The organism is Pseudomonas syringae KCTC 12500, from assembly GCF_000507185.2.
Taxonomy (GTDB): domain Bacteria; phylum Pseudomonadota; class Gammaproteobacteria; order Pseudomonadales; family Pseudomonadaceae; genus Aquipseudomonas; species Aquipseudomonas syringae.
In genome coordinates, this window is record NZ_AYTM02000002.1 from 346,299 (window position 1) to 372,343 (window position 26,045).

General features: G+C 59.0%; 19 protein-coding genes. 14 read left to right on the forward strand and 5 right to left on the reverse strand.

The genetic code is table 11. From position 1 onward, the window contains the following. Positions 1-143: 143 nt before the first annotated feature. On the forward strand, positions 144-1,772 hold the full coding sequence (fliK, locus tag V476_RS02060; protein WP_024961274.1) for a flagellar hook-length control protein FliK: 1,629 nt from the start codon (positions 144-146) through the stop codon (positions 1,770-1,772). Further along, a complete protein-coding gene (locus V476_RS02065; protein ID WP_003316875.1) occupies positions 1,772-2,095 on the forward strand; it encodes an EscU/YscU/HrcU family type III secretion system export apparatus switch protein in 324 nt (107 codons plus the stop codon). The genes fliK and V476_RS02065 overlap by 1 nt, the downstream gene beginning before the upstream one ends. A gap of 21 nt (positions 2,096-2,116) precedes the next feature. On the opposite strand, the gene recR is transcribed toward V476_RS02065, so the two are convergent. Beyond that, the gene (gene recR, locus V476_RS02070) at positions 2,117-2,719 is read right to left on the reverse strand and encodes a recombination mediator RecR (protein ID WP_003316874.1); all 603 of its coding nucleotides are present in this window, start codon (positions 2,717-2,719) and stop codon (positions 2,117-2,119) included. A 110-nt stretch (positions 2,720-2,829) separates the two neighbouring features. Beyond that, positions 2,830-3,714, reverse strand: coding sequence for a LysR family transcriptional regulator (locus tag V476_RS02075; RefSeq protein WP_024961273.1), 885 nt, complete (start codon positions 3,712-3,714; stop codon positions 2,830-2,832). Positions 3,715-3,810: 96 nt separating this feature from the next. Between V476_RS02075 and V476_RS02080 the strand changes: the two genes are divergently transcribed. From V476_RS02080 to V476_RS02100, 5 genes are all read left to right on the forward strand, one after another. After that, positions 3,811-4,947 carry a DSD1 family PLP-dependent enzyme gene (locus tag V476_RS02080; protein ID WP_024961272.1) on the forward strand — a complete coding sequence of 379 codons (1,137 nt, stop codon included), beginning with the start codon at positions 3,811-3,813 and terminating at the stop codon, positions 4,945-4,947. Beyond that, complete coding sequence (locus tag V476_RS02085) at positions 4,937-5,335, forward strand: RidA family protein (protein WP_024961271.1); 399 nt, start codon at positions 4,937-4,939, stop codon at positions 5,333-5,335. The genes V476_RS02080 and V476_RS02085 overlap by 11 nt, the downstream gene beginning before the upstream one ends. 13 nt (positions 5,336-5,348) lie before the next feature. Continuing rightward, on the forward strand, positions 5,349-6,533 hold the full coding sequence (locus V476_RS02090) for an NAD(P)/FAD-dependent oxidoreductase (protein WP_024961270.1): 1,185 nt from the start codon (positions 5,349-5,351) through the stop codon (positions 6,531-6,533). A 38-nt stretch (positions 6,534-6,571) separates the two neighbouring features. Then, complete coding sequence (locus tag V476_RS02095) at positions 6,572-7,429, forward strand: GNAT family N-acetyltransferase (protein ID WP_080278625.1); 858 nt, start codon at positions 6,572-6,574, stop codon at positions 7,427-7,429. 186 nt (positions 7,430-7,615) lie between these two features. Further along, complete coding sequence (locus tag V476_RS02100; protein WP_024961268.1) at positions 7,616-9,076, forward strand: aldehyde dehydrogenase family protein; 1,461 nt, start codon at positions 7,616-7,618, stop codon at positions 9,074-9,076. 469 nt (positions 9,077-9,545) lie between these two features. Here V476_RS02100 and rlmM read toward each other — a convergent pair whose 3' ends face one another. After that, on the reverse strand, positions 9,546-10,619 hold the full coding sequence (gene rlmM / locus V476_RS02105; RefSeq protein ID WP_003422195.1) for a 23S rRNA (cytidine(2498)-2'-O)-methyltransferase RlmM: 1,074 nt from the start codon (positions 10,617-10,619) through the stop codon (positions 9,546-9,548). Positions 10,620-10,811: 192 nt separating this feature from the next. On the opposite strand from rlmM, the gene acnA reads away from it, so the two are divergent. The 4 genes from acnA to V476_RS02125 all read left to right on the forward strand — a co-directional run bounded on the left by acnA (position 10,812) and on the right by V476_RS02125 (position 17,410). Beyond that, entirely contained in the window at positions 10,812-13,556 is a 2,745-nt protein-coding gene (gene acnA / locus V476_RS02110) for an aconitate hydratase AcnA (protein WP_024961267.1), read from the forward strand. 125 nt (positions 13,557-13,681) lie between these two features. Then, positions 13,682-14,479: a CPBP family intramembrane glutamic endopeptidase gene (locus V476_RS02115; protein WP_024961266.1), complete on the forward strand. Its 798-nt coding sequence runs from the start codon at positions 13,682-13,684 to the stop codon at positions 14,477-14,479. 91 nt (positions 14,480-14,570) lie between these two features. Beyond that, positions 14,571-16,136, forward strand: a complete 1,566-nt coding sequence (locus tag V476_RS02120; RefSeq protein ID WP_003422194.1) for a methyl-accepting chemotaxis protein — start codon at positions 14,571-14,573, stop codon at positions 16,134-16,136. A 749-nt stretch (positions 16,137-16,885) separates the two neighbouring features. Beyond that, entirely contained in the window at positions 16,886-17,410 is a 525-nt protein-coding gene (locus V476_RS02125) for a hypothetical protein (RefSeq protein ID WP_024961265.1), read from the forward strand. A 64-nt stretch (positions 17,411-17,474) separates the two neighbouring features. On the opposite strand, the gene V476_RS02130 is transcribed toward V476_RS02125, so the two are convergent. Continuing rightward, positions 17,475-19,418 (reverse strand): autotransporter outer membrane beta-barrel domain-containing protein, encoded by a 1,944-nt coding sequence (locus V476_RS02130; protein ID WP_024961264.1) that lies wholly within the window; start codon positions 19,416-19,418, stop codon positions 17,475-17,477. A gap of 604 nt (positions 19,419-20,022) precedes the next feature. Here V476_RS02130 and V476_RS02135 point away from each other — a divergent pair. The 3 genes from V476_RS02135 (at position 20,023) to V476_RS02145 (ending at position 25,086) form a co-directional block, all read left to right on the forward strand. Further along, complete coding sequence (locus V476_RS02135; RefSeq protein ID WP_024961263.1) at positions 20,023-21,852, forward strand: hypothetical protein; 1,830 nt, start codon at positions 20,023-20,025, stop codon at positions 21,850-21,852. Between the two features lie 49 nt (positions 21,853-21,901). After that, positions 21,902-24,535, forward strand: a complete 2,634-nt coding sequence (locus V476_RS02140) for a hypothetical protein (RefSeq protein ID WP_024961262.1) — start codon at positions 21,902-21,904, stop codon at positions 24,533-24,535. A gap of 92 nt (positions 24,536-24,627) precedes the next feature. Continuing rightward, positions 24,628-25,086 (forward strand): hypothetical protein, encoded by a 459-nt coding sequence (locus V476_RS02145; RefSeq protein ID WP_004417043.1) that lies wholly within the window; start codon positions 24,628-24,630, stop codon positions 25,084-25,086. Position 25,087: 1 nt separating this feature from the next. On the opposite strand, the gene V476_RS02150 is transcribed toward V476_RS02145, so the two are convergent. Next, entirely contained in the window at positions 25,088-25,777 is a 690-nt protein-coding gene (locus V476_RS02150) for an alpha/beta family hydrolase (RefSeq protein WP_024961261.1), read from the reverse strand. Positions 25,778-26,045 lie beyond the last annotated feature (268 nt).

The window sequence follows — 26,045 nt, forward strand, 5'->3', positions numbered from 1 at the left end:
CATACGGAGTAAAACGCGGTTCAAGTCGGGATTGATACGGCCGTTACATGAAGAGAAGTTAATGGCGGCTGGTCCGGTTTCGGCCGGTATTATACATGCGAGTCCTGTTATCAAAGGGGCAATTTCCTCGGGTTGATAGTTCAATGACAGGCGACATCACCAGCGTTCCGGCAACAAACGCCACCCTGACACTGTTGCGCGCCGGCATCTCCCCCGCGCAAGTGCTGACCATGCTGCAATCAGCGGAAAATCTGATCCCCGAAGGCGAAATCGCTAACGCCGAGGTGCTGACCCTCAAGCAGGTCAACCAGAACTTCCAGCTGCTGTTGCGGCTGGTGCTCGCCAACGGCAGCCTGACCAATTTACCGGTCACCAGCAGCGTCCCGTTCACGCCCGGCAGCCTGCTGCAAGTGGCGCAGGCGTCGGCCAACGAGCTGACGTTGACGCTGCAGCAGCTCAACGGCGCGCTGAAAAACTCGATGACCAGCATCGATACCCAACAATTACCGGTTGGCACGCTGCTGCAAGGCAAAGTCATGACCAGCCAGGTGATCGCTCAGGCAGTCAATCAACTGGCCACCCAGAACCCCGCTGCGGCGACGCCCATCTACCGCTCCATCGTGATGCTGCTCAACACGGCGCTGGCGGGTTCCAGCCTGACCATCGAGAGCCCGCAGCCGCTGACGGTTGGCAGCCTCTTGAGCGCCCAGGTACAAGGCAATCAGGCACTCAACTTCGTGGCCCTGCCCGGTCGTTTCGACCAACTGGCCGTGGCGCAGCAACTGTCCGCACAGCAAAATCGTCAAGGCTCGCTGGACACCCTGATCAATGCCCTGCAAAACCTGCAGTCCGGCAGCCCGACCAGTACCAGCCCGGCCATCAGCGCGCCGCTGCAGGCCAGTATCAATCAGTTGCTCGCCGACCTGCCCGACGTCGAGCAGATGACCACCCCTAAAGGCGTGGCCCAGGCGCTGAACGCCAGTGGCGTGTTTCTGGAAGCCAGACTGCTGGCCGGATTGAACCCGGCGCAGCAGCTACCGGACATGAAGGCCAACCTGATGCGTCTGATCGCCCAGATCCTGCCCGGCCTGCCGGACAATATGTCTTACGGCGCAGCGGCGGCGTCCAACACCCTGGCGCGCACGATGCCCAATGCAATCCGCAATGCGCTGGGCACCCTCGGCCTGGTCGCGGCACGCACTCAGCCAAGCATTTTTCCGCTGCCGTCGCGCACGGTCAGCGGTGGCGAGAAGGAGGATGATCTGGAAATCCTCCTCAAGCTCGCTGCGGCTGCTGTCTCACGCCTGCAAAGCCATCAACTGGGCGGGCTGGAACAAACGCGCACCAACGCCGACGGCGCCCAGGTGACCACCTGGCAGCTGGAAGTGCCGATGCGCAACGCCCACGACATCGTGCCCTTGCAGGTCAAGGTGCAGCGTGAAGACACGCCCGATCAGGACGCGGCCGAAGACCGTGATGGTATCGAGATCAAGGACACCCGGGAAAAGCTCTGGAAAGTCGACCTGGCGTTCGATCTCGAGCCGTTGGGCCCCTTGCAGGTGCATGCGCAGTTACTGCGCGGCACGCTGTCCAGCCAGCTGTGGGCCGAGCGCCCCGACAGCGCGGCATTGATCGAACATGAGCTGGGGTATCTGCGCGAACGGCTGATAGCCTGCGGCCTGGCAGTGGGCGAACTGGCCTGCAGCCACGGCGCACCACCAAGCGGTCCGCGTACCGCGCTCGAACAACGCTGGATCGACGAGAACGCCTGATGAGCCTACCCGAACACACTCCGCGCCAGGCGATTGCCCTCAGCTATGACGGCCAGCACGCCCCGACGCTCAGCGCCAAGGGCGACGACCAGTTGGCCGAGGCGATTCTGGCCATTGCCCGCGAATACGAAGTACCCATCTATGAGAACGCTGAACTGGTCAAGCTGTTGGCCCGCATGGAATTGGGCGACAGTATTCCCGAGCCGCTGTACCGCACGATTGCCGAAATCATCGCGTTCGCCTGGCACCTGAAAGGCAAGTTTCCGGCTGGTCAGGACCCGAACGCGCCACCTGTCGAGCGCGATATTACGCCGCGCTACTGACTGCAGAAGCGCTGGCCGGTATCACATTGCAATCGGCTTGCGCCCTGCAAACGAATGCGCCAGCGTGCCGCCGTCGACCAGGTCCAGCTCGCCACCCAGAGGAACGCCGTGGGCAATGCGCGATGCGACCAAGCCCTTGTCATGCAGCAACTGGGCGATGTAATGCGCGGTCGCTTCGCCTTCCACCGTTGGATTGGTCGCGAGGATCACCTCGGTGAAGGTGCCCTGCTGGCTGACGCGTTCCATCAATTGCGGAATGCCAATGGCCTCCGGTCCCAGGCCGTCGAGCGGCGACAGGTGCCCCTTGAGCACGAAGTAACGACCGCGATAGCCGGTCTGCTCCACCGCATAGACATCCGTCGGGCCTTCGACCACGCACAACAGCGTGTCATCGCGACGCGGGTCTGCGCATTGCGGGCAGAGTTCCTCTTCGGTCAGCGTGCGGCATGAGCGACAGTGACCCACGCCGTCCATCGCCTGCCCCAGTGCCTGCGCCAGCCGCGAACCGCCGCTGCGGTCGCGCTCCAGCAACTGCAACGCCATGCGCTGGGCGGTTTTCTGACCGACGCCCGGCAGCACGCGGAAGGCATCGATCAACTGGCGAATCAGGGGGCTGAAGCTCATGGAGAAAAATCCGACAAAAACACAAGACGCGGTTTATACCCGCGCGTTGCCGTGAGCGTCAATTAAGGTGTTCAACACAGCGACCAACAGCGTGCCGGTGCTTTGCCGAATCAGGCTTTCAGGGCTGTCTCGAGAAACTCGGTCAACGCCTGTACCCGTGCGCTGCGATGCTTGCGTACAGGCACCAGCAGGTTGATCGGCGCACTGGCCAGTTGCCAATCGGCAAGCACCCGCACCAGCCTGCCGCTGGCAATGGCGTCGCTGACGTCCCACTGCGAGCGCAACACGATGCCCAGCCCCTGTTCGGCCCAACGCCGGGCGACCGAGCCGTCGTTGCTGAGCAGCGCGGGCTCGATGCGCAGGGTCTTTTTCGTCTGGCCCTTGCTCAGGTGCCAGAGGGTGACGTCTTCATCGTTTTCGCGAATGCAGATGCAGCGATGGCCAGCCAGTTGATTGGGCGTCGAGGGCACACCATGCTGCTCGATATATGCCGGGCTGGCGCACAGCCAGCGATGATTCTGTGCCAATGGCCTGGCGATCCACTGGCTGTCATTGAGGCTGCCGATGTGTATCACCGCATCGCTGTCGTGACGGTCCGGCCAGGGTGTTTCGCGCAGGTCCAGCTGCAGACACAACTGCGGATGCAGCCTGGCGAAGCGCGCCAGCAGCGGCGCAATGCGCTGGCGTCCATAACCGAACGGCGCTGCCAGACGCAATGTGCCCACCAGCCGTTCATCACGCTGCCTGAAAGACTCCGGGAGTGACTCCAGTTGCTCCAGCAACTGTGCGCTTTCGCGGGCGAAACGCTCGCCATCAGCGGTCAGACTCAGGCGTCTGGCGTCGCGACTGGCCAGGGTGATGCCCAGTTGCGTCTCCAGTTTGCGCAAGCGCATCGACAACGCCGGCGGCGAGACGTTGAGGATTCTGGCGGCAGCACTGAGCGATTCGCAACGCGACAGGGTCACGGCCAGACGCAGGTCTTCGATAGCGATCATTCACTTCAGCTTAATGATTGATGATCACGTATTGAACCACAGCTTCATCATCGCTGCGTAGAGTGGCTCCCGTACCCAGCCACACGAGCGCTTTCCATGTCAGCCTCCCTGTCTTCTCTCGATACGCCTGTCGCGCTGCTCGATGTGTCGCGCATGCAGCACAATATCCAGCGTATGCAACAACGCATGAACGAGCTGGGCGTGCGTTTGCGCCCGCACGTCAAGACCAGCAAATGCCTGCCGGTCATACAGGCGCAGATTGCAGCGGGTGCCAGCGGCGTCACGGTGTCGACGCTGAAGGAGGCTGAGCATTGCTTTGCCGAGGGCATCGACGACGTGTTCTATGCCGTCGCCATTGCACCCGGCAAGCTGGAGCAGGCACTCAGACTGCGGCGCAAGGGTTGCCGCCTGAGCGTCCTGACCGACAGCGTGACGGCTGCCCGGGCAATTGTCGCCTTCGGCCAGGCGCATGACGAACGTTTCGACGTCTGGATAGAAATCGATTGCGACGGTCATCGCTCCGGCCTGACCGTCGACGACCCCTCGCTCGTCGAGGTCGCGAGCACGCTGGTCAACGGTGGCATGCAACTGCGTGGGGTAATGACCCATGCCGGGTCCAGTTATGACCTCGACACACCCGCAGCACTGCAAGCCCTCGCCGAACAGGAACGCAGGCTCTGCGTCAGCGCCGCCGAGCGGATTCGTCAGGCAGGACTGCCCTGTGCGGACGTCAGCATCGGTTCAACGCCGACGGCACTGTCGGCGCAGAGCCTGCACGGCGTGACCGAAGTTCGCGCCGGGGTGTATGTGTTCTTCGATCTGGTGATGCACAACATTGGCGTATGCCAGGCAGATGAGTTGGCCCTGAGCGTGCTGACCACGGTCATCGGCCATCAGCAGGACAAGGGCTGGATCATCGTTGACGCAGGCTGGATGGCCATGAGCCGCGATCGCGGCACGCAGCGCCAGAGTGAGGATTTCGGCTACGGCCAGGTGTGCAGCGAAAGCGGTGAATGGATCGACGGTGCACGGGTCACCGGTGCCAATCAGGAGCACGGCATCATCACGCTTGCTGCGGGCAGCGAGGCCGACATCAGCGAGCGTTTTCCCATCGGCAGCCGACTGCGCATTCTGCCCAACCACGCCTGTGCCACCGGCGCGCAATTCCCGGACTACCACGCCTGCGACAGCGAAGGCGCAATCCATACCTGGAGTCGCCTGCATGGCTGGTGAGATGAAACCGATCAGTACGTCCCTGGCCGCAGCACCCGGTGGGCATTATTCGCAGGCGATGCTGCATCAAGGCACGCTGCATGTTTCCGGACAACTGCCGGTGCGCGCCGATGGCAGTCACAGCGTCGGCGAGCCGTTCGAGGTCCAGGCTGCGGTCGCGCTGGACAATCTGCTGGCCATCCTTGGCGCGGCGGGATGCAATACGGATGACCTGCTGAAAGTGACCATTTATATCGCCGGCGTCCAGCATTGGCCTGCCTTCGACCGCCTCTACGCGGGCTATCTGGGCGAGCATCGCCCTGCGCGCGCGGTGGTGCCGGTCCCGGAATTGCACCACGGCTACCTGATCGAGATCGAAGCGCTGGCGCGTTGTAGCCAATCCACATGAGCGGGAGCCCTTCATGACCCCACAAAAAAGCGATGTCCTGATTATCGGCGGCGGCTTCATGGGCGCGTCCTCCGCGTTTTTTCTGCGCCAGCACGGCCGCTCGGTCACCCTGCTGGAGCGCGACCAGATCGGCCAATATGCCAGCGGTGTGAATTTCGGCAACGTGCGCCGTCAGGGACGGTTTCTCGGCCAGCTGGAACTGTCCAATCGCTCCTGGGCACTGTGGAAGCGCCTGCCGGAGCTGATCGGCGAAGACCTGGAATTCATTCCCAGCGGGCATATGCGCGTGTGCTATCGCGAAGACGAAATCGCCGAACTGGAGGCCTATGCCGCCGCCCCGGAAGCCCGCGAGCTGGACTTGCAGATCCTTTCCGGCAAGGCGCTGCACGACCGTTTTCCGTTTCTCGGTGCGCAAGTCAAAGGCGGTTCCTATGCGCCCCATGACGGGCACGCCAACCCAAGGCTGGCAGCCCCCGCGTTCGCCCGCGCGGCGATTCGTGCGGGGGCAAGAATCGAAGAACGCACTGAAGTGACCGAGGTACAGAAGGTCGGCGGCGAGTTTCAAGTCACCACCGCCGATGGACAGCTATTCGTCGCCGAACAGTTGCTCATCACTGCCGGTGCCTGGGGTGCCAGGCTCGCCGAGCAGTTCGGCGAGTCTGTACCTCTTGAGCCCAACGGACCGCAGATGTCGGTGACAGAACCGGTACCTTACGCACTGCCGACGGTGATTGGGGTGTTTACCAAGATCAAGGAAGAAGTGATCTATTTCCGACAGATCCCGCGCGGCAACATCATCATCGGGGGCGGCAATCGCAATAGACCGGACATGCTCAACCGCCGCGCCTACTTCAAGCCGGAGAGCCTGACCAACCAGATGAAACAGATGAAACGCCTGCTACCGGGGGCAGAAAAGCTGAACATCATCCGCGTCTGGAGCGGCATCGAGAGTTACACACCAGACTCGCTGCCGATCATGGGCCGCAGCGGCAGAGTCGACGGCCTGTTCTACGCGTTTGGCTTCTGCGGCCATGGTTTTCAGCTTGGTCCCGGCGTCGGTGACGTCATGGCCGAGCTGATCAGCACAGGCAGCACGCGCACGTTGATCAGCCCGTTCGATATTCGCCGCTTCACCGACCCGACCGCCATCGAGATGCCGCTCATGTCCAGCCTGATGAGCACTGGAAAGCTGGTATGAGCCCAACCACTCACCCACCTCATCGCAACGGAGGCGCCATGCCTGCAACCTCAGACGCTCACTATCAGTATCGCCCCGTGACTGCGGCGGATATCCCGGCAGCCCATGCCCTTTCAGTGAGCCTCAAGTGGCCACACCGCGAACAGGACTGGGCGATGGTGCAACGTACTTCCGAGGGTTTTGTCGCCGAGCACGATGGCCAGCTGGTTGGCGTGGCGTTTACCTGCCATCAGGGCGACTGGTCCTCGATCGGGCTGGTGATCGTCCGCGATGATCATCAGGGCAAAGGCATCGGTCGCCGCTTGATGAAGCTGTGCCTCGACGCGACGGCACCGCGCACGCCGATCCTCAACGCTACGGAACTGGGCGCGCCGCTTTACCAGAGCCTGGGTTTCGTTGACTTCGCACGCATCCAGCAGCATCAGGGCGTTGCCGACCTGTCAGGGCTGGCGCCAGCGAAAGACGACCTGCCGATACGTACGCTGGGCACGACCGACCACGCAGAACTGATCCGCCTGGCCAACGCGGGCAGCGGCCTGGATCGCACTGCCGTGTTGACTGATCTGTTGCACGATGCAGAACAGGCGGTCGGCATTGAACACGCAGGCCAGTTGCAAGGCATCGCCCTGCTGCGCCGTTTCGGGCGCGGTCATATCATCGGTCCGGTGGTTGCCCGTGATGTCGATCAGGCACAACGATTGATTGAACACCTGTTGCAACAGATACCCGGTCTGTTCGTGCGCTTCGACATTCTGGCTGACTGCGGGCTGGCGCCGTGGCTCGAAAGCCTGGGTCTGCCGTGTGTCGACAGGGCACCGCGCATGGTGCTCGGGACGCCGCCCGCCTACAACCCGGATGTGCAGCAATTCGCGCTGGTGACTCAGGCGATCGGCTGAGTCACCAGCGCGGGTAAACGGCCGAAACAGGTCCGCCATGTTAGCGGGTTGCATACAGCAGATTATTCTTTGCAACCCGGCAGATCGGCGCTTTTTATCCAGACTGCTTTGTTAGCTTATGGGTATCGAACGGCCTGACCGTAAAGGGCCTGGCCTTGACCACTATTGCTCCAGGGAGCCCGCTGGATGACCTCACAGTCCTTGAACAGCCATCACGTTGATCCGGACACCGCGCTGAAACTCTATATTGATGGTGGTTGGTCCGCCCCGCTCGACCCGGTCAGTATCGCGGTGATCAACCCTGCGACCGAAGAGGTGGTGGCGCATGTCGCCAGTGGCTCGGCCGCCGATGTCGACCGTGCGGTTGCGGCAGCGCGGGCAGCCTTTGCCAGCTGGTCCGGCACCTCGCCACACGCCCGGGCACAGGTCATCGGCCGAATCTACGAGCTCATTATCGAGCGCAAGGAACAACTGGCGCAGGCGATCTCGCTGGAGATGGGCGCATCCATCAGTTCGGCGCGGGCCATGCAGGTGCCGCTGGCCGCAGAACACGTGCGTGTCGCACGTGACCTGCTGGCGAGCTACCGCTTCCACACCGTCGAAGGCGGCACGGCGATCGAACGCGAGCCCATCGGTGTGTGCGGGCTGATCACGCCGTGGAACTGGCCGCTGTATCAAATCACCGCCAAAGTCGCCCCGGCCATCGCGGCCGGCTGCACGGTGGTGCTCAAGCCCAGCGAATTGTCACCCCTGAGCGCCCTGCTGTTCGCGCAACTGGTGCATGACGCGGGTCTGCCGCCCGGCGTGTTCAACCTGGTCAATGGCAGCGGCCCCGAGGTCGGCGGCGCGATGGCGGCCCACCCTGATATCGACATGATCTCGATCACCGGCTCCAACCGGGCAGGCGCATTGGTGGCGCAAGCCGCCGCGCCGACGGTTAAACGAGTGACTCAGGAACTGGGCGGCAAATCACCGAATATCCTGCTGCCCGACGCCGACTTCGCCAAAGCCGTGCCGCCCGGCGTGATGGCCGCGTTCCGCAATGTGGGTCAGTCGTGCAGCGCGCCGACGCGAATGATCGTGCCCAGAAACCGACTGGCGGAAGTCGAGGCTCTGGCTGCCGAAACGGCCGCAGCCATTGTTGTGGGTGATCCGCAGTTGGATCAGACGGTGTTGGGCCCGATCGCCAACGAGGCGCAGTTTCACCGTGTCCAGGCGATGATCGATGCCGGGCTGAGCGAAGGCGCGAAGCTGGTGTGCGGCGGGCCGGGACGGGTGCAGGGCCATGAGCGAGGCTTCTATACCCGGCCAACGGTGTTTTCCGAGGTGGACTCGTCGATGCGTATCGCCCAGGAAGAGATTTTCGGCCCGGTGCTGTGCCTGATTGCCTACGATACGGTCGAGGAGGCTATCGCAATTGCCAACGATACGGTCTATGGCCTGGGTGCGCATGTCCAGGGGCAAAACCTCGAGCAGGCACGCGCGGTGGCTTCGCGCATTCGTGCCGGGCAGGTGCACCTGAACTACCCCGCCTGGAACCCGATGGCCCCGTTTGGCGGCTACAAGCGCTCGGGCAACGGTCGCGAGTACGGCGTGCAGGGGTTTGAAGAGTATCTGGAGACCAAGGCTATTGTGGGGTTTGGCTGAGTAGGGTTTGTGATGCGCGCTAATTTGGAATGTAGTTGACTATCGTTCCCACGCTCCGCGTCACACAGCGGTTCTGCGATATCAGTTGGATTGGGGCTCGACTCAGGTCACCTTTTCGCCCCTCGGCGAGTCACTTTGATGGGGCCAAAGTGACCAAAGCCCCAAGCTCCGTTTCCGGCCCGACTTCGTCGGGTTCCTTCGCCCTGTCACTGATCCGGGGGTCGCCGCAACGGGCCCTCCATGGCCCGGTGCGGCTAGCCTGGCGTCCTGCCAGGCTACCCCCGGATCAGCGCCAGGACTCAGCCGTCACTTACGTCGCACTCTGCGTCGTCAGTGCCATCGCGGTTGAAAAGCACTTTAGAGCACTAACTACGCACAACCAGCAGCACGGATGTGACGCAGAGCGTCACGAAAGACATGCCAACGCGGAGCATTGGCACGATAGCAGAGGTGTTTTTATAGTGAGAAATCACTTTCTCGCCGCTTTGGCCACGTCCAGCCTGCGCAGGTGGCAGGTGACTTCTTCGCGGTCGTGGTAGAGCTGTTTGCAGCCGATGGACACCCGTACCCCTCGCGCCTGAAAGCCCTCTTCGATGCGGTCGAGCAGTCGGCGTACTTCAGCGTAGCGCTGTTTCATCGGCAACTTGAGGTTGACCACCGCTTCGCGGCACAGGCCTTCACCCAGCCAGGTCTCCAGCAGCGCCGCATTGCGCGCAGGCTTTTCGACGATGTCGCAGACCATCCAGTCCACGGGCTGTCGAGGCTTGTAGGTAAAGCCGTCCGCCATCAGATGCTGCACCAGCCCGGTGTCCATCAGGCTTTCCGCCATCGGCCCGTTATCGATGGCGGTCACCAGCATGCCGCGGCGCACCAGTTGATACGTCCAGCCGCCCGGCGCGGCACCCAGGTCCACGCCGGTCATGTCGCCGGAAAGGCGCTCGTCCCACTGGTCTCTGGGAATGAAGTGGTGCCAGGCCTCTTCAAGCTTCAAGGTCGACCGGCTTGGCGCTTCGCGGGGAAACTTGAGGCGCGGGATGCCCATGGGCCACATGGCGGAGTTGTCCGCATCGGCCAGACCGAGAAACACCTCGCGACCACTCTTGAAGGTCAGCAGCAGACGCGGCTTGCGCGGGTCATCCACCAGTTTGCCCGCCTGAGTCAGGGCCTTGCGCAGCGGCGCTTCGAACTTCTTGCAGAAATTCGACAGTTCCTTGCCGTCGTTGGTATCCACGACCTCCAGCCACAGACTGCCGCAGGTCGGGAACGCCGCCAGCTGCGCGAGAATCACGCTGATGCGATCGGTTTCCGGCAACTCGAGAAACAGACCCCGCGCCCACTGCCGGGGAAAGATCAGCTTGTCGAAGCGCTGACCGTTCATCAGCCGTTCGGCGCCATCCGCCTCGGTGCAGATGAATTCGGCGCAGGCCGTGTCGGGACGGGCCTTGGCATACCCGGCCACGTCCAGGCGCGCGGCGTGATCGGCTATTTCCGAGCAGACTTCGCCCTCAAAACCGGGTCGGCAGTGCATAAACAGTGTATTCATGGGTTACTCCTGGGCAGTGGGCACTCGGGCGTAACCCCGCAGACTTGAAAGCCGCGCATGATAGCCCAATCCAGGAACCACTGGTGCGGCCGAACAGTCCACAGAACTTGAAGCCTGATGCGGCGCTCCCGACCTGATGCACATGGAGCCCGTAAACCGATGTTCGGAGAACATTCCTCAAAGGAGACATTCATGCCCTCCCTCGATAGCCTGAAGAGCCTTAAAACCCTCGAAATCGATAACAAGACCTACCACTACTTCAGCCTGCCGGAAGCCGCCCGATCACTGGGCGATCTGGACAAGCTGCCCATGTCACTCAAGGTGCTGCTGGAAAACCTGCTGCGCTGGGAAGACAACAAGACGGTAACCGGCAACGACCTCAAGGCCCTCGCCGACTGGTTGACCGAGCGTCGTTCGGACCGGGAAATTCAATACCGCCCTGCCCGCGTCCTGATGCAGGACTTCACCGGCGTACCGGCGGTGGTCGATCTGGCCGCCATGCGCGCGGCCGTGGCCAAGGCCGGCGGCGATCCGCAGCGAATCAACCCCCTTTCCCCGGTGGACCTGGTGATCGACCACTCGGTGATGGTCGACAAGTTTGGCAACGCCGAAGCCTTCGGCGAGAACGTCGATATCGAGATGCAGCGCAACGGCGAGCGCTACGCGTTCCTGCGCTGGGGCCAGAGCGCTTTCGATAATTTCAGCGTGGTGCCACCCGGCACCGGCATTTGCCATCAGGTGAACCTCGAATATCTGGGCCGCACGGTATGGACCAAGGAAGAGGACGGCCGCACTTACGCGTTCCCGGACACCCTGGTCGGTACCGACTCGCACACCACGATGATCAACGGCCTGGGCGTGCTGGGCTGGGGCGTGGGCGGTATCGAAGCCGAAGCGGCGATGCTCGGCCAGCCGGTGTCGATGCTGATCCCGGAAGTGATCGGTTTCCGGCTGACCGGCAAACTGAAGGAAGGCATCACCGCCACCGACCTGGTGCTCACTGTCACCCAGATGCTGCGCAAGAAAGGTGTGGTCGGCAAGTTTGTCGAGTTCTACGGCGACGGCCTGGCCGATCTGCCGCTGGCCGACCGCGCGACCATTGCCAACATGGCGCCCGAATATGGCGCGACCTGCGGCTTCTTCCCGGTCGATGACGTGACGCTGGACTACCTGCGTCTGTCAGGTCGCCCCGAAGAAACCGTCAAGCTGGTCGAAGCTTATTGCAAGGCTCAGGGTCTATGGCGCCTGGCGGGCCAGGAACCGGTGTTCACCGACAGCCTGGAACTGGACATGAGCACGGTCGAAGCCAGCCTTGCCGGCCCCAAGCGCCCTCAGGATCGTGTAGCACTGCCGAATGTCTCCAAGGCGTTCAGCGATTTCCTCGGTCTGCAGGTCAAGCCTGCCAAGGTCGATGAAGGTCGGCTGGAAAGCGAAGGCGGCGGCGGTGTCGCGGTTGGCAACGAGGCTCAGGTCAGTGGCGAAACCCAATATGAATACGACGGCCAGACTTATCACCTGAAAGACGGCGCCGTGGTGATCGCAGCGATCACGTCCTGCACCAATACCTCCAACCCCAGCGTCATGATGGCAGCCGGGTTGGTCGCGAAAAAAGCCGTCGAGAAAGGCCTGAAACGCAAGCCGTGGGTGAAAAGCTCGCTGGCTCCCGGTTCCAAAGTGGTGACCGATTATTACAACGCAGCGGGTCTGACCCAATACCTCGACGCCCTGGGCTTCGATCTGGTCGGTTACGGCTGCACCACCTGCATCGGCAACTCCGGTCCGCTGCTGGAGCCTATCGAGAAAGCCATTCAGCAGTCCGACCTGACCGTTGCGTCGGTGCTGTCGGGCAACCGCAACTTCGAGGGCCGCGTCCATCCGCTGGTCAAGACCAACTGGCTGGCATCGCCCCCCCTGGTAGTTGCCTATGCGCTGGCAGGCTCGGTGCGCATCGACATCAGCAGCGAGCCGCTGGGCGAAGGTGCAGACGGCAAGCCGGTTTATCTGCGTGATATCTGGCCGAGTCAGCAGGAAATCGCCGACGCCGTGGCCAGCGTCAACACCGGCATGTTCCATAAGGAATACGCCGAAGTCTTTGCCGGCGACGAACAATGGCAAGCCATCGAGGTGCCGCAGGCTGCCACCTACGTCTGGCAGGACGATTCCACCTATATTCAGCACCCGCCGTTCTTCGACGGCATCGACGGTCCGCTGCCGGTTATCGAAGACGTGGAAAACGCGCGCATCCTGGCCCTGCTGGGCGACTCGGTAACCACCGACCACATCTCACCCGCCGGTAATATCAAGGCCGACAGTCCTGCCGGGCGCTACCTTCAGGAGAAAGGCGTCAAGTATCAGGACTTCAACTCTTACGGCTCGCGCCGTGGCAACCATGAAGTGATGATGCGCGGGACGTTTGCCAATATCCGCATTCGCAACGAAATGCTCGGTGGTGAAGAAGGTGGCAACACGGTGTATGTGCCCTCCGGCGAGAAGCTGGCGATCTACGACGCAGCCATGCGCTATCAGGCAGAAGGCACGCCGCTGGTGATCATTGCCGGTCTGGAATACGGCACGGGCTCAAGCCGTGACTGGGCTGCCAAAGGTACCAACTTGCTGGGCGTCAAGGCTGTCATCGCCGAAAGCTTTGAACGGATTCACCGCTCGAATCTGGTGGGCATGGGCGTGTTGCCATTGCAGTTCAAGAACGGCCAGACGCGCAAGACCCTCGGCCTGACCGGCAAGGAGACATTGAAGATCACCGGGCTGACCAACGCAGACGTGCAGCCGGGCATGAGCCTCACCCTGCATATAGAACGCGAAGACGGCAGCAAGGAAACCGTCGACGTGCTGTGCCGCATCGATACGCTTAACGAAGTGGAATACTTCAAGTCAGGTGGCATTCTGCATTACGTGCTGCGCCAGCTGATCGCGTCCTGATACCCCCTGAATAGGGCCTGCACCCAGTTTCAGGGGCAGGCCCCTTGCATGAAAATTTCTATAATCTCGCCCCTGCCCTGCTGAACGCCGGATAGAATTCCCCGCTCTCAAGGCAGGACTTACTCATGACCACAAGGCACTGGCTGACTTTCTGCCTCCTGAGCAGCGGCTACGCGCTGGCGTTGTTCCACGGCAACCTTGCCCCTTCGGCAGCGCTGAGCTTTGGCGCATTGTTCATTGCCTGGTTCTGCGTGGCGCGATCCTCTTATTCCTCCATTCGCCTGTGTGGCCACGGATTGTTCATCGTGACCGGTCTGGCGCTGGCCTTTCACCTGGCGCCTGGCTTCAATAACGCCAACGTCATCGAAGCAACGCGATTCAGTGCCGATGCCGCGCTGTTCTCCATGGACCTGAGTCTGGACAAGCCGCTGATCGGCTTCTGGCTGATACTGGCCTGCCCCTGGATTCTGCCTAAGGTTGACGTCGCCCATTCACTGCAAACCGGGCTTCTGGCGCTGATTGTGACGTCGGCGTTCTGCATGACCGCTGCGGTCATGTTGAACGTCGTCGGCTGGACACCGAAATGGCCTGACCAGGGCCTGATATGGCTGCTCAACAATCTGTTGCTGGTGACCCTGACCGAAGAGCTGTTTTTCCGCGCTTATCTGCAAGGCAGCCTGATGCGCCTGTTCAAGGGCTCAAGGTATGCGACGGCATTATCGATCACCCTCGCTGCCGGCCTGTTCGGACTTGCGCACGCAGGTGCCGGCCCGCAGTGGGTAGCATTGGCGAGCATGGCGGGCCTGGGATACGGCATCGCATTTCGTTTCGGCGGGCTGCAGGCCGCCGTCATCAGCCATCTGGGCCTGAACCTCGTGCATTTCGGGCTGTTCACCTACCCCATGCTGGCCCGCCAGGGCTGACTCTACGGTCACTTGTCGCACGCCGCTCAATTTATCGACGTGCCCGCCGATAACCACGCCATAGTCTTCCGGATCGAAGGATCGAAATCCCATGCGCAACAACCAGCCCGTCACTCAACATGAGCGGACATTTCCTGCCGAACAACGACTGATTTCCACCACCGACACCCGCGGCACCATCACCTATTGCAACGATGCCTTCGTCGACATCAGTGGTTACAGCGAGGCTGAGTTGGTGGGTGCGGCGCACAACACGGTGCGTCATCCGGATGTACCGCCTGCTGTATTCGAGCACATGTGGACCACGCTCAAGTCCGGGCAGCCGTGGATGGGCATCGTCAAGAACCGCTGCAAGAACGGCGACCATTATTGGGTCAATGCCTACGTGACGCCGGTGCTGGAAAACCGCCAGGTGGTGGGTTTCGAGTCGGTACGTATCAAGCCGACCGCCGAACAGATCCGCCGTGCCGAGGCGCTTTACACCCGCCTCAACAAGGGCAAGAGCGCCGTACCAAACCGCGACAAGTGGCTGCCGGTACTTCAGGACTGGCTGCCGTTCATTCTGGTCAGCCAACTGAGCTTCCTGATCGGCGTGTGGCTCAACTCACACTGGGGGTTTGCCCTGGCTGCGGCACTGTCGGTACCACTGGGCCTGCTGGGGCTTTCCTGGCAGCAGCGTGGCACCAAACGCTTGTTGCGCCTGGCCGAGCAGACCACTTCCGACCCGTTGATCGCGCAGATGTACACCGACAGCCGCGGCCCGCAAGCGCGCCTGGAAATGTCGATCCTCAGCCAGGAAGCGCGCATGAAAACCTGCCTGACGCGTTTGCAGGACACGGCCGAACACCTGAACAGCCAGGCTCGTCAGTCCAACTCGCTGGCCAATGCCAGTTCGATCGGGCTGGAACGTCAGCGTGTGGAAACCGAGCAGGTTGCCGCCGCCATCAACCAGATGGCCGCCACCACTCAGGAAGTCGCCAGCCACGTAAACCGTGCCGCTGACGCCACCCAGCAGGCCAACGAACTGACGCGTCGCGGGCGCGATATCGCCGGTGAAACCCGCGAAGCCATTCAGCGCCTGTCCACCTCGGTGGGCGAAACCGGCCTGACCGTGACCCGCTTGGCCAAGGACAGCGATGAAATCGGCGGCGTGGTCGATGTGATCAAAGGCATCGCCGACCAGACCAACCTTCTGGCCCTTAACGCCGCGATCGAAGCAGCGCGCGCCGGTGAGATGGGTCGCGGCTTTGCCGTCGTGGCAGATGAAGTGCGCCAGCTGGCGCAACGCACCGCCGAGTCCACCGGGCAGATTCATGGCCTGATCGCCAAACTGCAGCAGACCGCAACCGACGCGGTACACACCATGGACACCGGTCGCCGTCAGGCCGAAGAAGGCGTTGCCCGGGTACTGGAGGCCGATCAGGCGCTGGTGGGCATCAGTGAGGCTGTCGCCAATATCACCGACATGACCACGCAAATCGCCACCGCCACGGAAGAGCAAAGTGCCGTGGCCGAGGAAATCAATCGCAACATCGCCACCATCGCCAGCCTGGCAGACCAGACCTCTGACGAAGCGCGTCGCTCTGCGGTATTAAGTGGTGAACTGACCGACACGGCCAACTCACAGTATTCACTGGTAGAGCGGTTTAATCGCTAAGGCCTGAGACTGTATGCCAAGCCTCGACAAACTTCGGTTGGTCGGGGCTTTTTTATGAGTATTAGTAGTATGCACTGTTAACACTCTATTCAAATCTGACGAAATCTTAAAAGCCATCTGAAGACTGTGTAGGATATTTCTTTAAAATCTTCAGTAGCAGCCATGCATGATTTTTGTCTATTGACAGTGAACACTTACTCAGATTAGTTGAAATTCAGGTGATGCGGTAGTTATCTATTACCCGTTACGCCGACATGCAGATCGTTTTCAACAAAGCGTTCCTGCTCGGCCTGGAGACCCCGGCACTTTCAATACAGATTTAAGCACAGTAGCCTACATTTTGGCTCACAACCTTGACGGCCTCGCATGCTAACGCGTGCGAGACCCTAATGATAAAGCTGAGTGAATATTCCTACGCAGGAGTGGGAATTCAGTCAAAACTTATTTTTTTACCTTTTGTAAGACTTATCTGTAGTTAATGTCCTACAAGTAATTCATGCCTAAAAAGCCCTGGAAAAATACCCAGATCAAGCCACACCCTTTATTTACAGCATCTCCGACACTAACTAGCGATAATTCACTATGCACATGATACCAAATGTAACTGCACAACCTCACACAACGTTGGCTTGGCTTTGACATCTGCAGACACTTGACCTGAACACTTATGTGCCTTGTAATATTTCCGTTGCCGACAACTGCCGGCACGCACATAACAACTCAACTTAATGTCAATAAAAGAGTTCACGATGGATAAAGAACAATCCACGGATGTAGCGGCGCGCACCCAAAAAGAACAAAACAATCCCGACAGCGCGATCACTGTTCAAGAAGCCCCGCCCCACGAGAGCCTCTACCGGCACGCGAGCCCCCTCCATCTTCCATCCGACATTTCCGATACGCTGAAAGCACCTGTGCTGCCCGACATCGATCCTGACTCCATCAGTCACGAACAGGCACATGCGGGCATTACCATTCATATCCCAGGGTCAATCAAAATGTGCTGGGGTGACGAAATCCGTTTTTATTGGGGAAAAAACCTGTCATCGACAACGCTTTTTCATCGGGTAGGCGAAAACAGCGTGATACGTGTGCTGTGCATTTCCTACACTTTTACGCCCTATATTCAGTACGGTCTGGTTGATCTGTATTACGAGCTTTATCGTGATCATCGACTGATCGGCACATCGCCAGTGCTACGGGTGAACGTCAACTACGCGGTGCCTGTCACCTCCCGACACAGACAACGCAAACGCAGGTTCACCGATCATTAACTGAAAAGCCCCCGGTGATCATTCACCGGGGGCTCTGGTGCTGCTCAGGCACTGGCCTTAAGGATCAGAATGCCAGGCGTAGCCCAACATTTGCCCCCCAAGGTTGCTCGATATGCCGCCCTTTCATGTAATCGAAGTCTGCGTGCAGTTTCATACGCTCGGACAGCGACACCGATACCCCGGCTCCCAGTTCGCCGCGCGAACCGAACAGGCTGTTATCGAATTTCACATCGTTGGCTTTCACCTCGTTGCGGCGCGAAAACTCCTGTGCAACGGCGACGCGCACATAAGGCTGCAATACCCCGCCATCCTTGAGCGCGACACTGCGGCCCAGCGAGGTGCCCACCTTGCCCAATACCGATTGGGTCTGGTCGTTCTTCGCCTTCATGCCGTTGTCCAGGCGCAGTTCCTGTCCCTGAACGACGACACTGGACAACTGAGCGAACGGTTCGAGAAAGTAATCGTCCGCCAGTTTTATGTGGCGGCCGAACTCTACCCATCCCCCTACCCCGTTGTTGGTGTAGTCACCCTTGGCCTTGCTTGCATCGCTCATGGCAACATCTGCCTTGTTGCGAAAGCGGTTGAGTTTGAGCACGCCGTCAACGTAGTAGCCTTCGTCCAACAGCCAGGTGGCATAGGCGCCTGCATAGTAGCTGTCGACTTTACCCGTAGTGCCACGGCTCAAATCGATACCGGACGTGCTGTACCCTCCCAGCACACCCACTACCAGTTGGCCGTTGCTGACCTCGACGGGCGCATCGGCACCCAGCGACAGGCCACTTTGTTTCTGCCGGTAGTCAACACCGTCACTGGTCGTGGCATTCAGCCTGTTGCCATAGGCACGCATCCAGCCGCCCGCCCTGCCGCTTGCACGAACCTCACCCATGCGCGAACGCAAGGTAGAGAGCTCACTCATCCAGATGGCAGGTGCCGCACTGTAAAGGGCTAGCGCGCTCTGGGTCGAAGGGCTTATGACCTTGTGTTTACCGACGATGAACCAGTCATTGCCCTGCCGCTCCAGCAAATACGAATAGGCGCCCAGGTCGACCCGTCCGCCCAGCAGGCTGAATTGCGCGTCGCCACCTTCGGTATGCACCACCTTGAGCGGTGCCATGTCGGCAGACACAATCTCCTCCCCCGTGTTGCGCACCCGCAAGCCGAACTGCCCACTGGCCTGGCCGTTGACGTCAATGAGGTCTCCGACGCCGTTGTCCAGATCCACGCGCAAGCCGAACGTGCCAGCCCCTGACAACTCATTCAGCGAAAGGGTATGAAACCCTTCGCCAGCAAACGAGACCCTGCCAGCCTGCAGGGAAAGCGACCTGACGGCATTGTCGCCATGCATCTGCCAGTGACTGCCCGAGGTAATCGCCAGACGGTTGCCATTGACGATGTCGCCGTTCAATTGCGCGCCGTTTTGCAGCGTGATGTTCAGGGTGCTGGTGTCATCGGCGACAAGGTTGCCATTGAGGGTGCTGTTGTCGACGTTGAAGTTGGCGGTGCTCTGGTTCAGAACCTCAAGAAGCATGCCATTGCCGGACAGCAGGAGGGTGTCGTTCTTGATCTCAATATCCGCAAGGTGGCTTATACCCTCACGCCCTTCCACCCTTATGGCGGCTCCTGTCAGCCCTTCGACGGTAGAGTTGTCGATGCTCAGTTGACCGTGATTGAACTGCGTTCCATCACCCACTGTGAGGCCTGGATGAGTGAACCATACCCCGTGAGACAAGCCTTTTATGTAGCTCCGGGAAGTGATATCAGCGCGAGCGCCAAAAATGCCAACGCCCCAGCCAGTGTGTCTACCAACTTCATCCTGCAGCGAGCTGACCTGTGTATTGCTGATCAGGGCCGAGGCGTCCTCGACAACGGTAATGCCGCCCCCTTTTCCCTCAACGACACTGTGTTCAAGTGTCACGTTCGAGTTGCCCTGCACGATGAGCGCTACCGTGCGATCGCTGAGGATGGTGGAGTCCTTAACTAAAGCTCGAGCGTCACGGTCAGACAACATTCCATCCTTGACCAGGGTATTACCAGTTAACTCGGTCCTTCCGCCGTAGGAATAAATATGTTTGATCGCAGCCCCGTCGGAATGAAGGTATCCAGTACCGTATACAGAGTAACTATCAAATGCGCTGGCCGCATCCACATACTCTGTCCGGTCTCTGACAATCTCCCTAAGCGGAGAGTCGGCCATCACGTGAGTCGACGCGAGGCAAGCAATAGCGCCCAGCCCTGCCCTGTAAAGCCCACACTTCCCAATAAAACACTCAGCCACAATAAGAAACCCTCAACATTCATAGGAGTTTTATTGTGGCTGCGACGCTAGCGGATACAATTAATTTCCACTAACAAACAAGTAGTCCAATTCCGAAATTTTAGTAGTACCCTTCCCACAAAACATTAAGTCCACCGGATTGGACAGCCAGCCTACATCCATAAGAATATTTATTTACAGAGCATTGACAGCCGCTCAAAAAGTCTATTACTTAAAAATCCAGATGAAGCCAAGAGCTTCTCTCTGACGGCCAAGCGCCCCTGGGTTTATCGTTATCGACTGACGACATCAGGACACTCCTGCTGGTCAATAAAAAATTAAATAGAGGAATTTCGACATGCGTCAAAAAAATACTTTTTACACACGCGGCCCCAATCAAGAACCGACGCTCATACCACCGTTTGTTCCTGTCGCAGACGAAGTGGACGGACTTATAAAAACAGCCGACCTTGCCAATGACATCATCGTCGATTTTCCAGTCTGGGAAGGTGCCAGGCTTCAAGACTCTTACCAGTTGCGATTGAATGGCGATGAAGTTGGTTTAGCAGGCCAACTGATACCTCTTCCACCGGTCGGAACGCTATTACGCTTGACCCTCCCCGTCGACACCGAACTGAAAGACGATGGCGCGTACGAACTTGACTACATGACGATCGGTTATCCCAGTGGTGCGAAGCAATCGTCCCAAATCAAAACGCTTGTTGTCGACCGCACCGCTCCGGGCGCCCATCAACTGGGTTACATGGATTTTCCGGCTGAGGCCAAAGATGGCCTGACACTTGAAGAGCTTCAGTCCATGGGCGGTGTATTGACCGGTAGCATTTTCGGATATTCGGGACTGAATCGCGGCGACGTTATCAAAACCTATTGGGGAAACGTGCCCGGTCCAGAGCTTGAACTGAACGGTCTGGAAGATGAAAGTCAAGCGATCGAAATCCTGTTTACCCAAGAGTTTCTTACTGCTCTCGGCAGCCCTGCAGGTGCAACCTATTACACGGTGACAGACCGAGCCGGCAACACGTCTGCCGAGTCTCAAAAAATTACCATCCCTCTGTTTCTGACCGAAGTGACGCCCGGCCTGCCTGCTCCGGTTATTGATAATAACGACGGCGTGGTTGATTACGCAGAAGCCATGGCCAGCGTCGAGGTGAAAATTCCTTTCTCGTCCTTTTTGATGGAAGGCGATCAGATTCTCCTGCACTGGGGTTCTGAAGAGTTAGGGCCTGCCGCTATTGCCGTGGAGGACCTGGGCGAGCCTTTCATTCTATTTTTTGATGTCCCGTATCTGATCATTGAACAGGCTCAGAATGGTCTGCGCGATATCAAGTATGACGTCATTAGAAACGGACAGGTTACCGGTACTTCAGACCCGCTTGAGGTGCTTGTCAACATCGAGCTGCCCGTGCCCGGCATTCTCGACAAACCGACGATCAAAGGTAGCAGCAACACGCCCAGCAATGAAGACAACTTTATTGATGAGAACGACTTTGAGCTTGACGCCACCGTATTGGTTAACTGGAACCCTCTCTTTAAGGCCAATCAGATCTTGACGGTCTTTTGGGGCGGCCAAGAGGTATTGGAACAACCCTACACGCTCACCAACAGCGACGTCGTCGCCGGCCGTACGCTGTTGCTCACTGCGCTGAACAGTAAGTTCACCGCCGTGGGCACAGGAAACGACATCAGAGTTTATTACACCGTCAAAACCGAGGGTAATCCCAATCTCTCCACGTCATCAGAGCAGGGCTTGATCGTGCGTTCAAAAAATGAATTACCGGGTGGCCCGGACGGACCAGAAGCGCCGCAATTTATGTCGCTGTCTGCCAACGGCACGCTCACCTTTGAAAACAGTGCGCAAGGCGCCCCCATTTTTATCCAACCCTATTTAAATATGGCCCCAGGACAAGTCATTGTCTTCACCTATGAAGCCTACAACGAGCTGGTGGGCGATGATAAAAAATTCGAATGGTCAGTCACGTCACCGGCCCTCACTCAGGAAGAGGTCCAAAACGGCGTTAATATTCTGGTGCCCCGCACTGTATTGAACCAGCACTGTTACGGGCATGCCGAGATCAGCTTCCAGGTAAGAAGCAGTATGGGCCAAGGTAATTCAAAACGCGCCAGCGCCTACGTTGATATGCGTGTCGGTGGACTTTGCAGAATTTGACCTCGCCTGAACTTCGCCATTTATCGTTAAACACAAAAAGAGAACATCCATGAATACACTACAGACCTTACCTGCACTGCCTGTTCCACTGCCCTTGAGCTATAACCCTCAAGGCATTGGCGATGTTGACGTAGCAGATCCGGCCAAGTCGATAGAAATACTGATCGGCCCTATCAACCTCAAGCCAAAAGACCGGATCGACCTGTTCTGGGGCACACACAATGAGGTTATTGATACCTACACACATTCTTCAGACTCACCGAACACCAATGGCTTTTTTTCATTGTATGTGGATACCCGCTGGGTCCAGTCAGGCCTTACTGATGTCAACTATCTCTATACACCGTTCCCCTCCAATATTCAGGAACATTCGCCTGTTAACAAAATAGTCGTCAAACTGGAAATCCCCGGTGGTCGGGATCCCGACCCAGCCACACCCTACGAAAATGAAAAGCTCGACATCCCGACCGTCAACCCGTCTGGCGTGATCACCTCACCTGAGGGGGTAAGCGTTACCCTCGACGCTTACGAAAATATGGCTGCAGGTGATTCGATTTTTATCTATTGGCACGGCATCAGAGTCGAACATCCTCCTCTGACAGCAGACCAGGTTGGTAAACCGGTCACTGTGAGTATCGACAAGCAGATCATTATCGAAGCAGGGGACTCGGAAAATATTGTTGTCCGGTACGATGTCAGGGATATCGTCAATAACTGGTCCCGCTTCTCTTTCCCAGCCTATGTCACAGTCGAAGCTGGCAACTCCAGCCTGCAGGCCCCCATCGCCCCGCAGGCGCCCAACATGGAGCTTGACCTCGATAAGCTGGCCGGCGCAGATGTTCAAGCGCTCGTGCTGTCACATGCCAGTATCGCCACCGGTGACATCATAAACTTCGTGATGGAGCGTAATACTGCAGAAGGCATTCAACTGGAGTCCTTCAGCGCATCAAAAGTGGTTCAGATACCTGGCAGCTTCGTGGAGTTTCTCATCCCCAATGAACAGTTCCATCCCATCGCACAGGGCCGGGCACGTCTGAAATACACAGTGATCAAAGGCACTGGCGAGGCGTTGCGCTCAAAGAGCCTGACTCTCGCAGTACTCGGTCAACCTCAGCAACTATCATTACCACATGTCCAAGGCGTCACCAATGGAGTTCTGAACCCTGATAGTCACAATGTGATCACTCAGGTGCCGCCTTATTACTTCATGGCAGACGGCCATGACATCAACCTGGTATGGATTGGCAAAACTGCTAACGGTGAGACGGTCATGCATCAGGAGGTTAAAAACCTGAATGCCGATGATATCGGCAAGAGCATCGAGTATTTGATCCCGGATGAAAAGGTTGGTGCATTGGCAGGCGGCTCACTTGAGGTTTACTACACCGTAACCACCTACGCGAAAGCGTTCTTCAAATCGCCCACACTACGGTTGCTCGTGGACGTGGATAACAGCACTCCGCTGGAAGCTCCTGTTGTAGATAAGCTGAGTGCGGACGGCATTCTCGACCCGGCCGATGTACCACTCGAAGCCATTGTTCGCGTGTCGCCTTATCGCGCAATGGCTGAGGGAGACAAAGTCACCATTCACTGGGAAGGCGTTGACGCAGAGGGTACCTATGGCACCTACACCGTTGTTAATTCCGGAACCGTCAACAGGGAAACCGTATTCCGCATTCCTAAACGGTACGTAGATGCCAATTTAAACAGGCTGGTGCAGGTCTGGTATACGGTACAACACGAAGACAGAATTGCTGAATCGGAGAAATCAGCAATTACTATCCGTGAGACGGTGGCACTGCCCCTCCCCACCCCCACCCTGAAAGAAGCCATCGGCACCGCGCTCGACCCGGCCAACGCTTCATCCGGTGCAACCGTGGTGATCGACGCCACGGCCAATCTGCAAGCGGGCGACCAGGTCATCACCCAGTGGCAAGGGCCCAACGGCAACGACACCCGGGAAAAAACCCTGACCGGCGCGGACGCGGGCAAGACGCTGGAGGTAGTGTTTGCTGCGGCGCTGGTGACGGCAAACGCCGGGCAGACGGTGGCGATTTCTTATGTCGTCAATCGCGTCAACGGTCTGGTTCAGGTATCCGGCACGCTGGCCTTGCAGATTCTGGCGGCGCAGCCCGAGCTGGTGCTGGACACTTCGCCGGTCACGCTGGGTGGCAAGGTGTATCTGCTTCCGGGCTCACCGGACCTGTTGCCGAACTTCCCGGCCGACACCACCCTTCTGCGTCAGGCCAGTGGCGGACAGGCACCCTATCAGTACGCTTCGAGCGACCCACTGGTCGCGAAAGTGGACAGCAATGGCCTGACCTCGGTTCGGGGCAAAGGCACGGCCATCATTACTGCGACCGATGCGCTGGGCGCGAGCAAGCAATACACGGTGACCGTCACCGGCGTCATCCATTGCATCGGCCTGGGCAGCGGCAGCTTTTCTCAGATCAGCAAAAACGCGGGCAACAACGGCGCGAGGATTCCAACCATCCACGAGCTGGTGGATATCCACGCCCTGTATGGCAATCGCTGGCCGATGGGCAAAGGCAATTATTGGTCGTCGACTGTTTCAAGCGCCGGTATCGGCGGATGGAACTGGTATTACGTGAAAAACATGGTCACTGGCGGCAACTTCAAACTGAAGAGTCACAATTCCAGTCTTGGCGTAGGCATCAGATGATCGATTGCTGAACCCATTGTTAATACGGCAGGGCGTTGCGCCAAAGGTGTAACGCCCTGTCGTCGTTTTCAGGAGCTTCTCAGGGCCAGCCCATGCACCGACCGACTCCCTCACCCAAACGCTGCGTCCACCCTGTTGTTCTCGAAGACCGCTTTGCCGCGAGCATCAACACACAACCTTTCAGGACGTCCTCACTGACAGGTCGATTGACACTGAGATCGGAGCTGGAACAGGCCCCCGCTCACTGGATATGGCAGGTCATCGCCGATGGCAAGGTGGGCAGCCGACGAACCACCATCGGCTTGTTTCTGGATCGCGATCTCGAGCCCGGCGGCCACGACCTGATCGGTCATGAGCAGATCAAGGTGATCTACACCGAAGCGCTGCACAGGAAGAACACCGTCTACCACTCGGCGCATTTCCAGGGCGGCCGGCTGGTTCTGTTTGAAGCCAACCCCTGCACACTGCGGATAAGGGCCGTGTTCAGTTTCAATATGTCATCCATCAACCTTGATGTGACCGACGGCGCCTTCGACCTGTATTGCCGGTGACTCAGCCGCGCAGGAACCCGGCAATCTCTCTCGCGGATTCAGCCAGGCATTGCTCGTGGCTGATACCCGCGACCTTCAGTGGCTTTAGGTCGTGATTGGCAGTCGGCAACCAGTGCAGCCGGATGGCACTGGACAATGCATAGCGCTCTACTGCTTCGCGATTGCCCAGCGCGTCGCGTTCGCCCTGAACGATCAGCGTGGGCGTCCTCAGTTCGGCCAGATGAGCCACGCGTGGTTTTTCTGGCTTGCCAACGGCGTAGAACGGATACCCCAGACACACCAGCGCATCGACCTCAAGCTCATCGGCGATCAAGCTGGCCATCCGCCCGCCCATTGATTTGCCGCCGATCGCCAGACGTCCGGGGATGTAATCACGGGCGCAGGCGAACACCGCTCTCCAGCACTCCAGCAGTTGCGCTTGTGGATTGGGTGGGCGCTTGCTGCCGCCCTGACGCCGCTGCGTCATGTAGGGAAACTCGAAGCGCAGCACGCTGATACCTTGCGCCGCCAGATCAGCCGCCATGCGATTCATGAAGTCGCTGTCCATGGGGGCGCCTGCACCATGTGCCAGCAGCAGGGTCGGTGTGTCCAGCACATGCGCAGGCTGCGCCGGCGTCCACAGCCAGCCTCTTTCACTGGCCAGTCTCAGCCATTGATCGGTACCGATAACAGGCTTCAAGCCGTTGCTCATGGTTGCCTCATTCAGTTGGGTCACAGAGTAGCCCGCTACTATAACGGCGAACAGGATTGTGCATCCCGCACGAATCGCGAGCGCACGGTGCATCGACATGCCCTGCCACGTCGGACAGCCACCATTCAGGTCTGCCTGGGTACTGTGTCAAGGTGCACAAGGTCAAGCACCGAGACAATGAGCGCCCCAAACTCGACACAGCCGGGCGGTTTCATTGACGGCACTGGACGCGCGCACGTGCAACAACACCGCTGAGTCGGTCACCAGA

Bases quoted from the DNA above. Each gene is read 5' to 3' on its own strand.
- fliK (WP_024961274.1), top strand. From the start codon at position 144: ATGACAGGCGACATCACCAGCGTTCCGGCAACAAACGCCACCCTGACA.
- V476_RS02065 (WP_003316875.1), top strand. From the start codon at position 1,772: ATGAGCCTACCCGAACACACTCCGCGCCAGGCGATTGCCCTCAGCTAT.
- recR (WP_003316874.1), bottom strand. From the start codon at position 2,719: ATGAGCTTCAGCCCCCTGATTCGCCAGTTGATCGATGCCTTCCGCGTG.
- V476_RS02075 (WP_024961273.1), bottom strand. From the start codon at position 3,714: ATGATCGCTATCGAAGACCTGCGTCTGGCCGTGACCCTGTCGCGTTGC.
- V476_RS02080 (WP_024961272.1), top strand. From the start codon at position 3,811: ATGTCAGCCTCCCTGTCTTCTCTCGATACGCCTGTCGCGCTGCTCGAT.
- V476_RS02085 (WP_024961271.1), top strand. From the start codon at position 4,937: ATGGCTGGTGAGATGAAACCGATCAGTACGTCCCTGGCCGCAGCACCC.
- V476_RS02090 (WP_024961270.1), top strand. From the start codon at position 5,349: ATGACCCCACAAAAAAGCGATGTCCTGATTATCGGCGGCGGCTTCATG.
- V476_RS02095 (WP_080278625.1), top strand. From the start codon at position 6,572: ATGCCTGCAACCTCAGACGCTCACTATCAGTATCGCCCCGTGACTGCG.
- V476_RS02100 (WP_024961268.1), top strand. From the start codon at position 7,616: ATGACCTCACAGTCCTTGAACAGCCATCACGTTGATCCGGACACCGCG.
- rlmM (WP_003422195.1), bottom strand. From the start codon at position 10,619: ATGAATACACTGTTTATGCACTGCCGACCCGGTTTTGAGGGCGAAGTC.
- acnA (WP_024961267.1), top strand. From the start codon at position 10,812: ATGCCCTCCCTCGATAGCCTGAAGAGCCTTAAAACCCTCGAAATCGAT.
- V476_RS02115 (WP_024961266.1), top strand. From the start codon at position 13,682: ATGACCACAAGGCACTGGCTGACTTTCTGCCTCCTGAGCAGCGGCTAC.
- V476_RS02120 (WP_003422194.1), top strand. From the start codon at position 14,571: ATGCGCAACAACCAGCCCGTCACTCAACATGAGCGGACATTTCCTGCC.
- V476_RS02125 (WP_024961265.1), top strand. From the start codon at position 16,886: ATGGATAAAGAACAATCCACGGATGTAGCGGCGCGCACCCAAAAAGAA.
- V476_RS02130 (WP_024961264.1), bottom strand. From the start codon at position 19,418: ATGTTGTCTGACCGTGACGCTCGAGCTTTAGTTAAGGACTCCACCATC.
- V476_RS02135 (WP_024961263.1), top strand. From the start codon at position 20,023: ATGCGTCAAAAAAATACTTTTTACACACGCGGCCCCAATCAAGAACCG.
- V476_RS02140 (WP_024961262.1), top strand. From the start codon at position 21,902: ATGAATACACTACAGACCTTACCTGCACTGCCTGTTCCACTGCCCTTG.
- V476_RS02145 (WP_004417043.1), top strand. From the start codon at position 24,628: ATGCACCGACCGACTCCCTCACCCAAACGCTGCGTCCACCCTGTTGTT.
- V476_RS02150 (WP_024961261.1), bottom strand. From the start codon at position 25,777: ATGAGCAACGGCTTGAAGCCTGTTATCGGTACCGATCAATGGCTGAGA.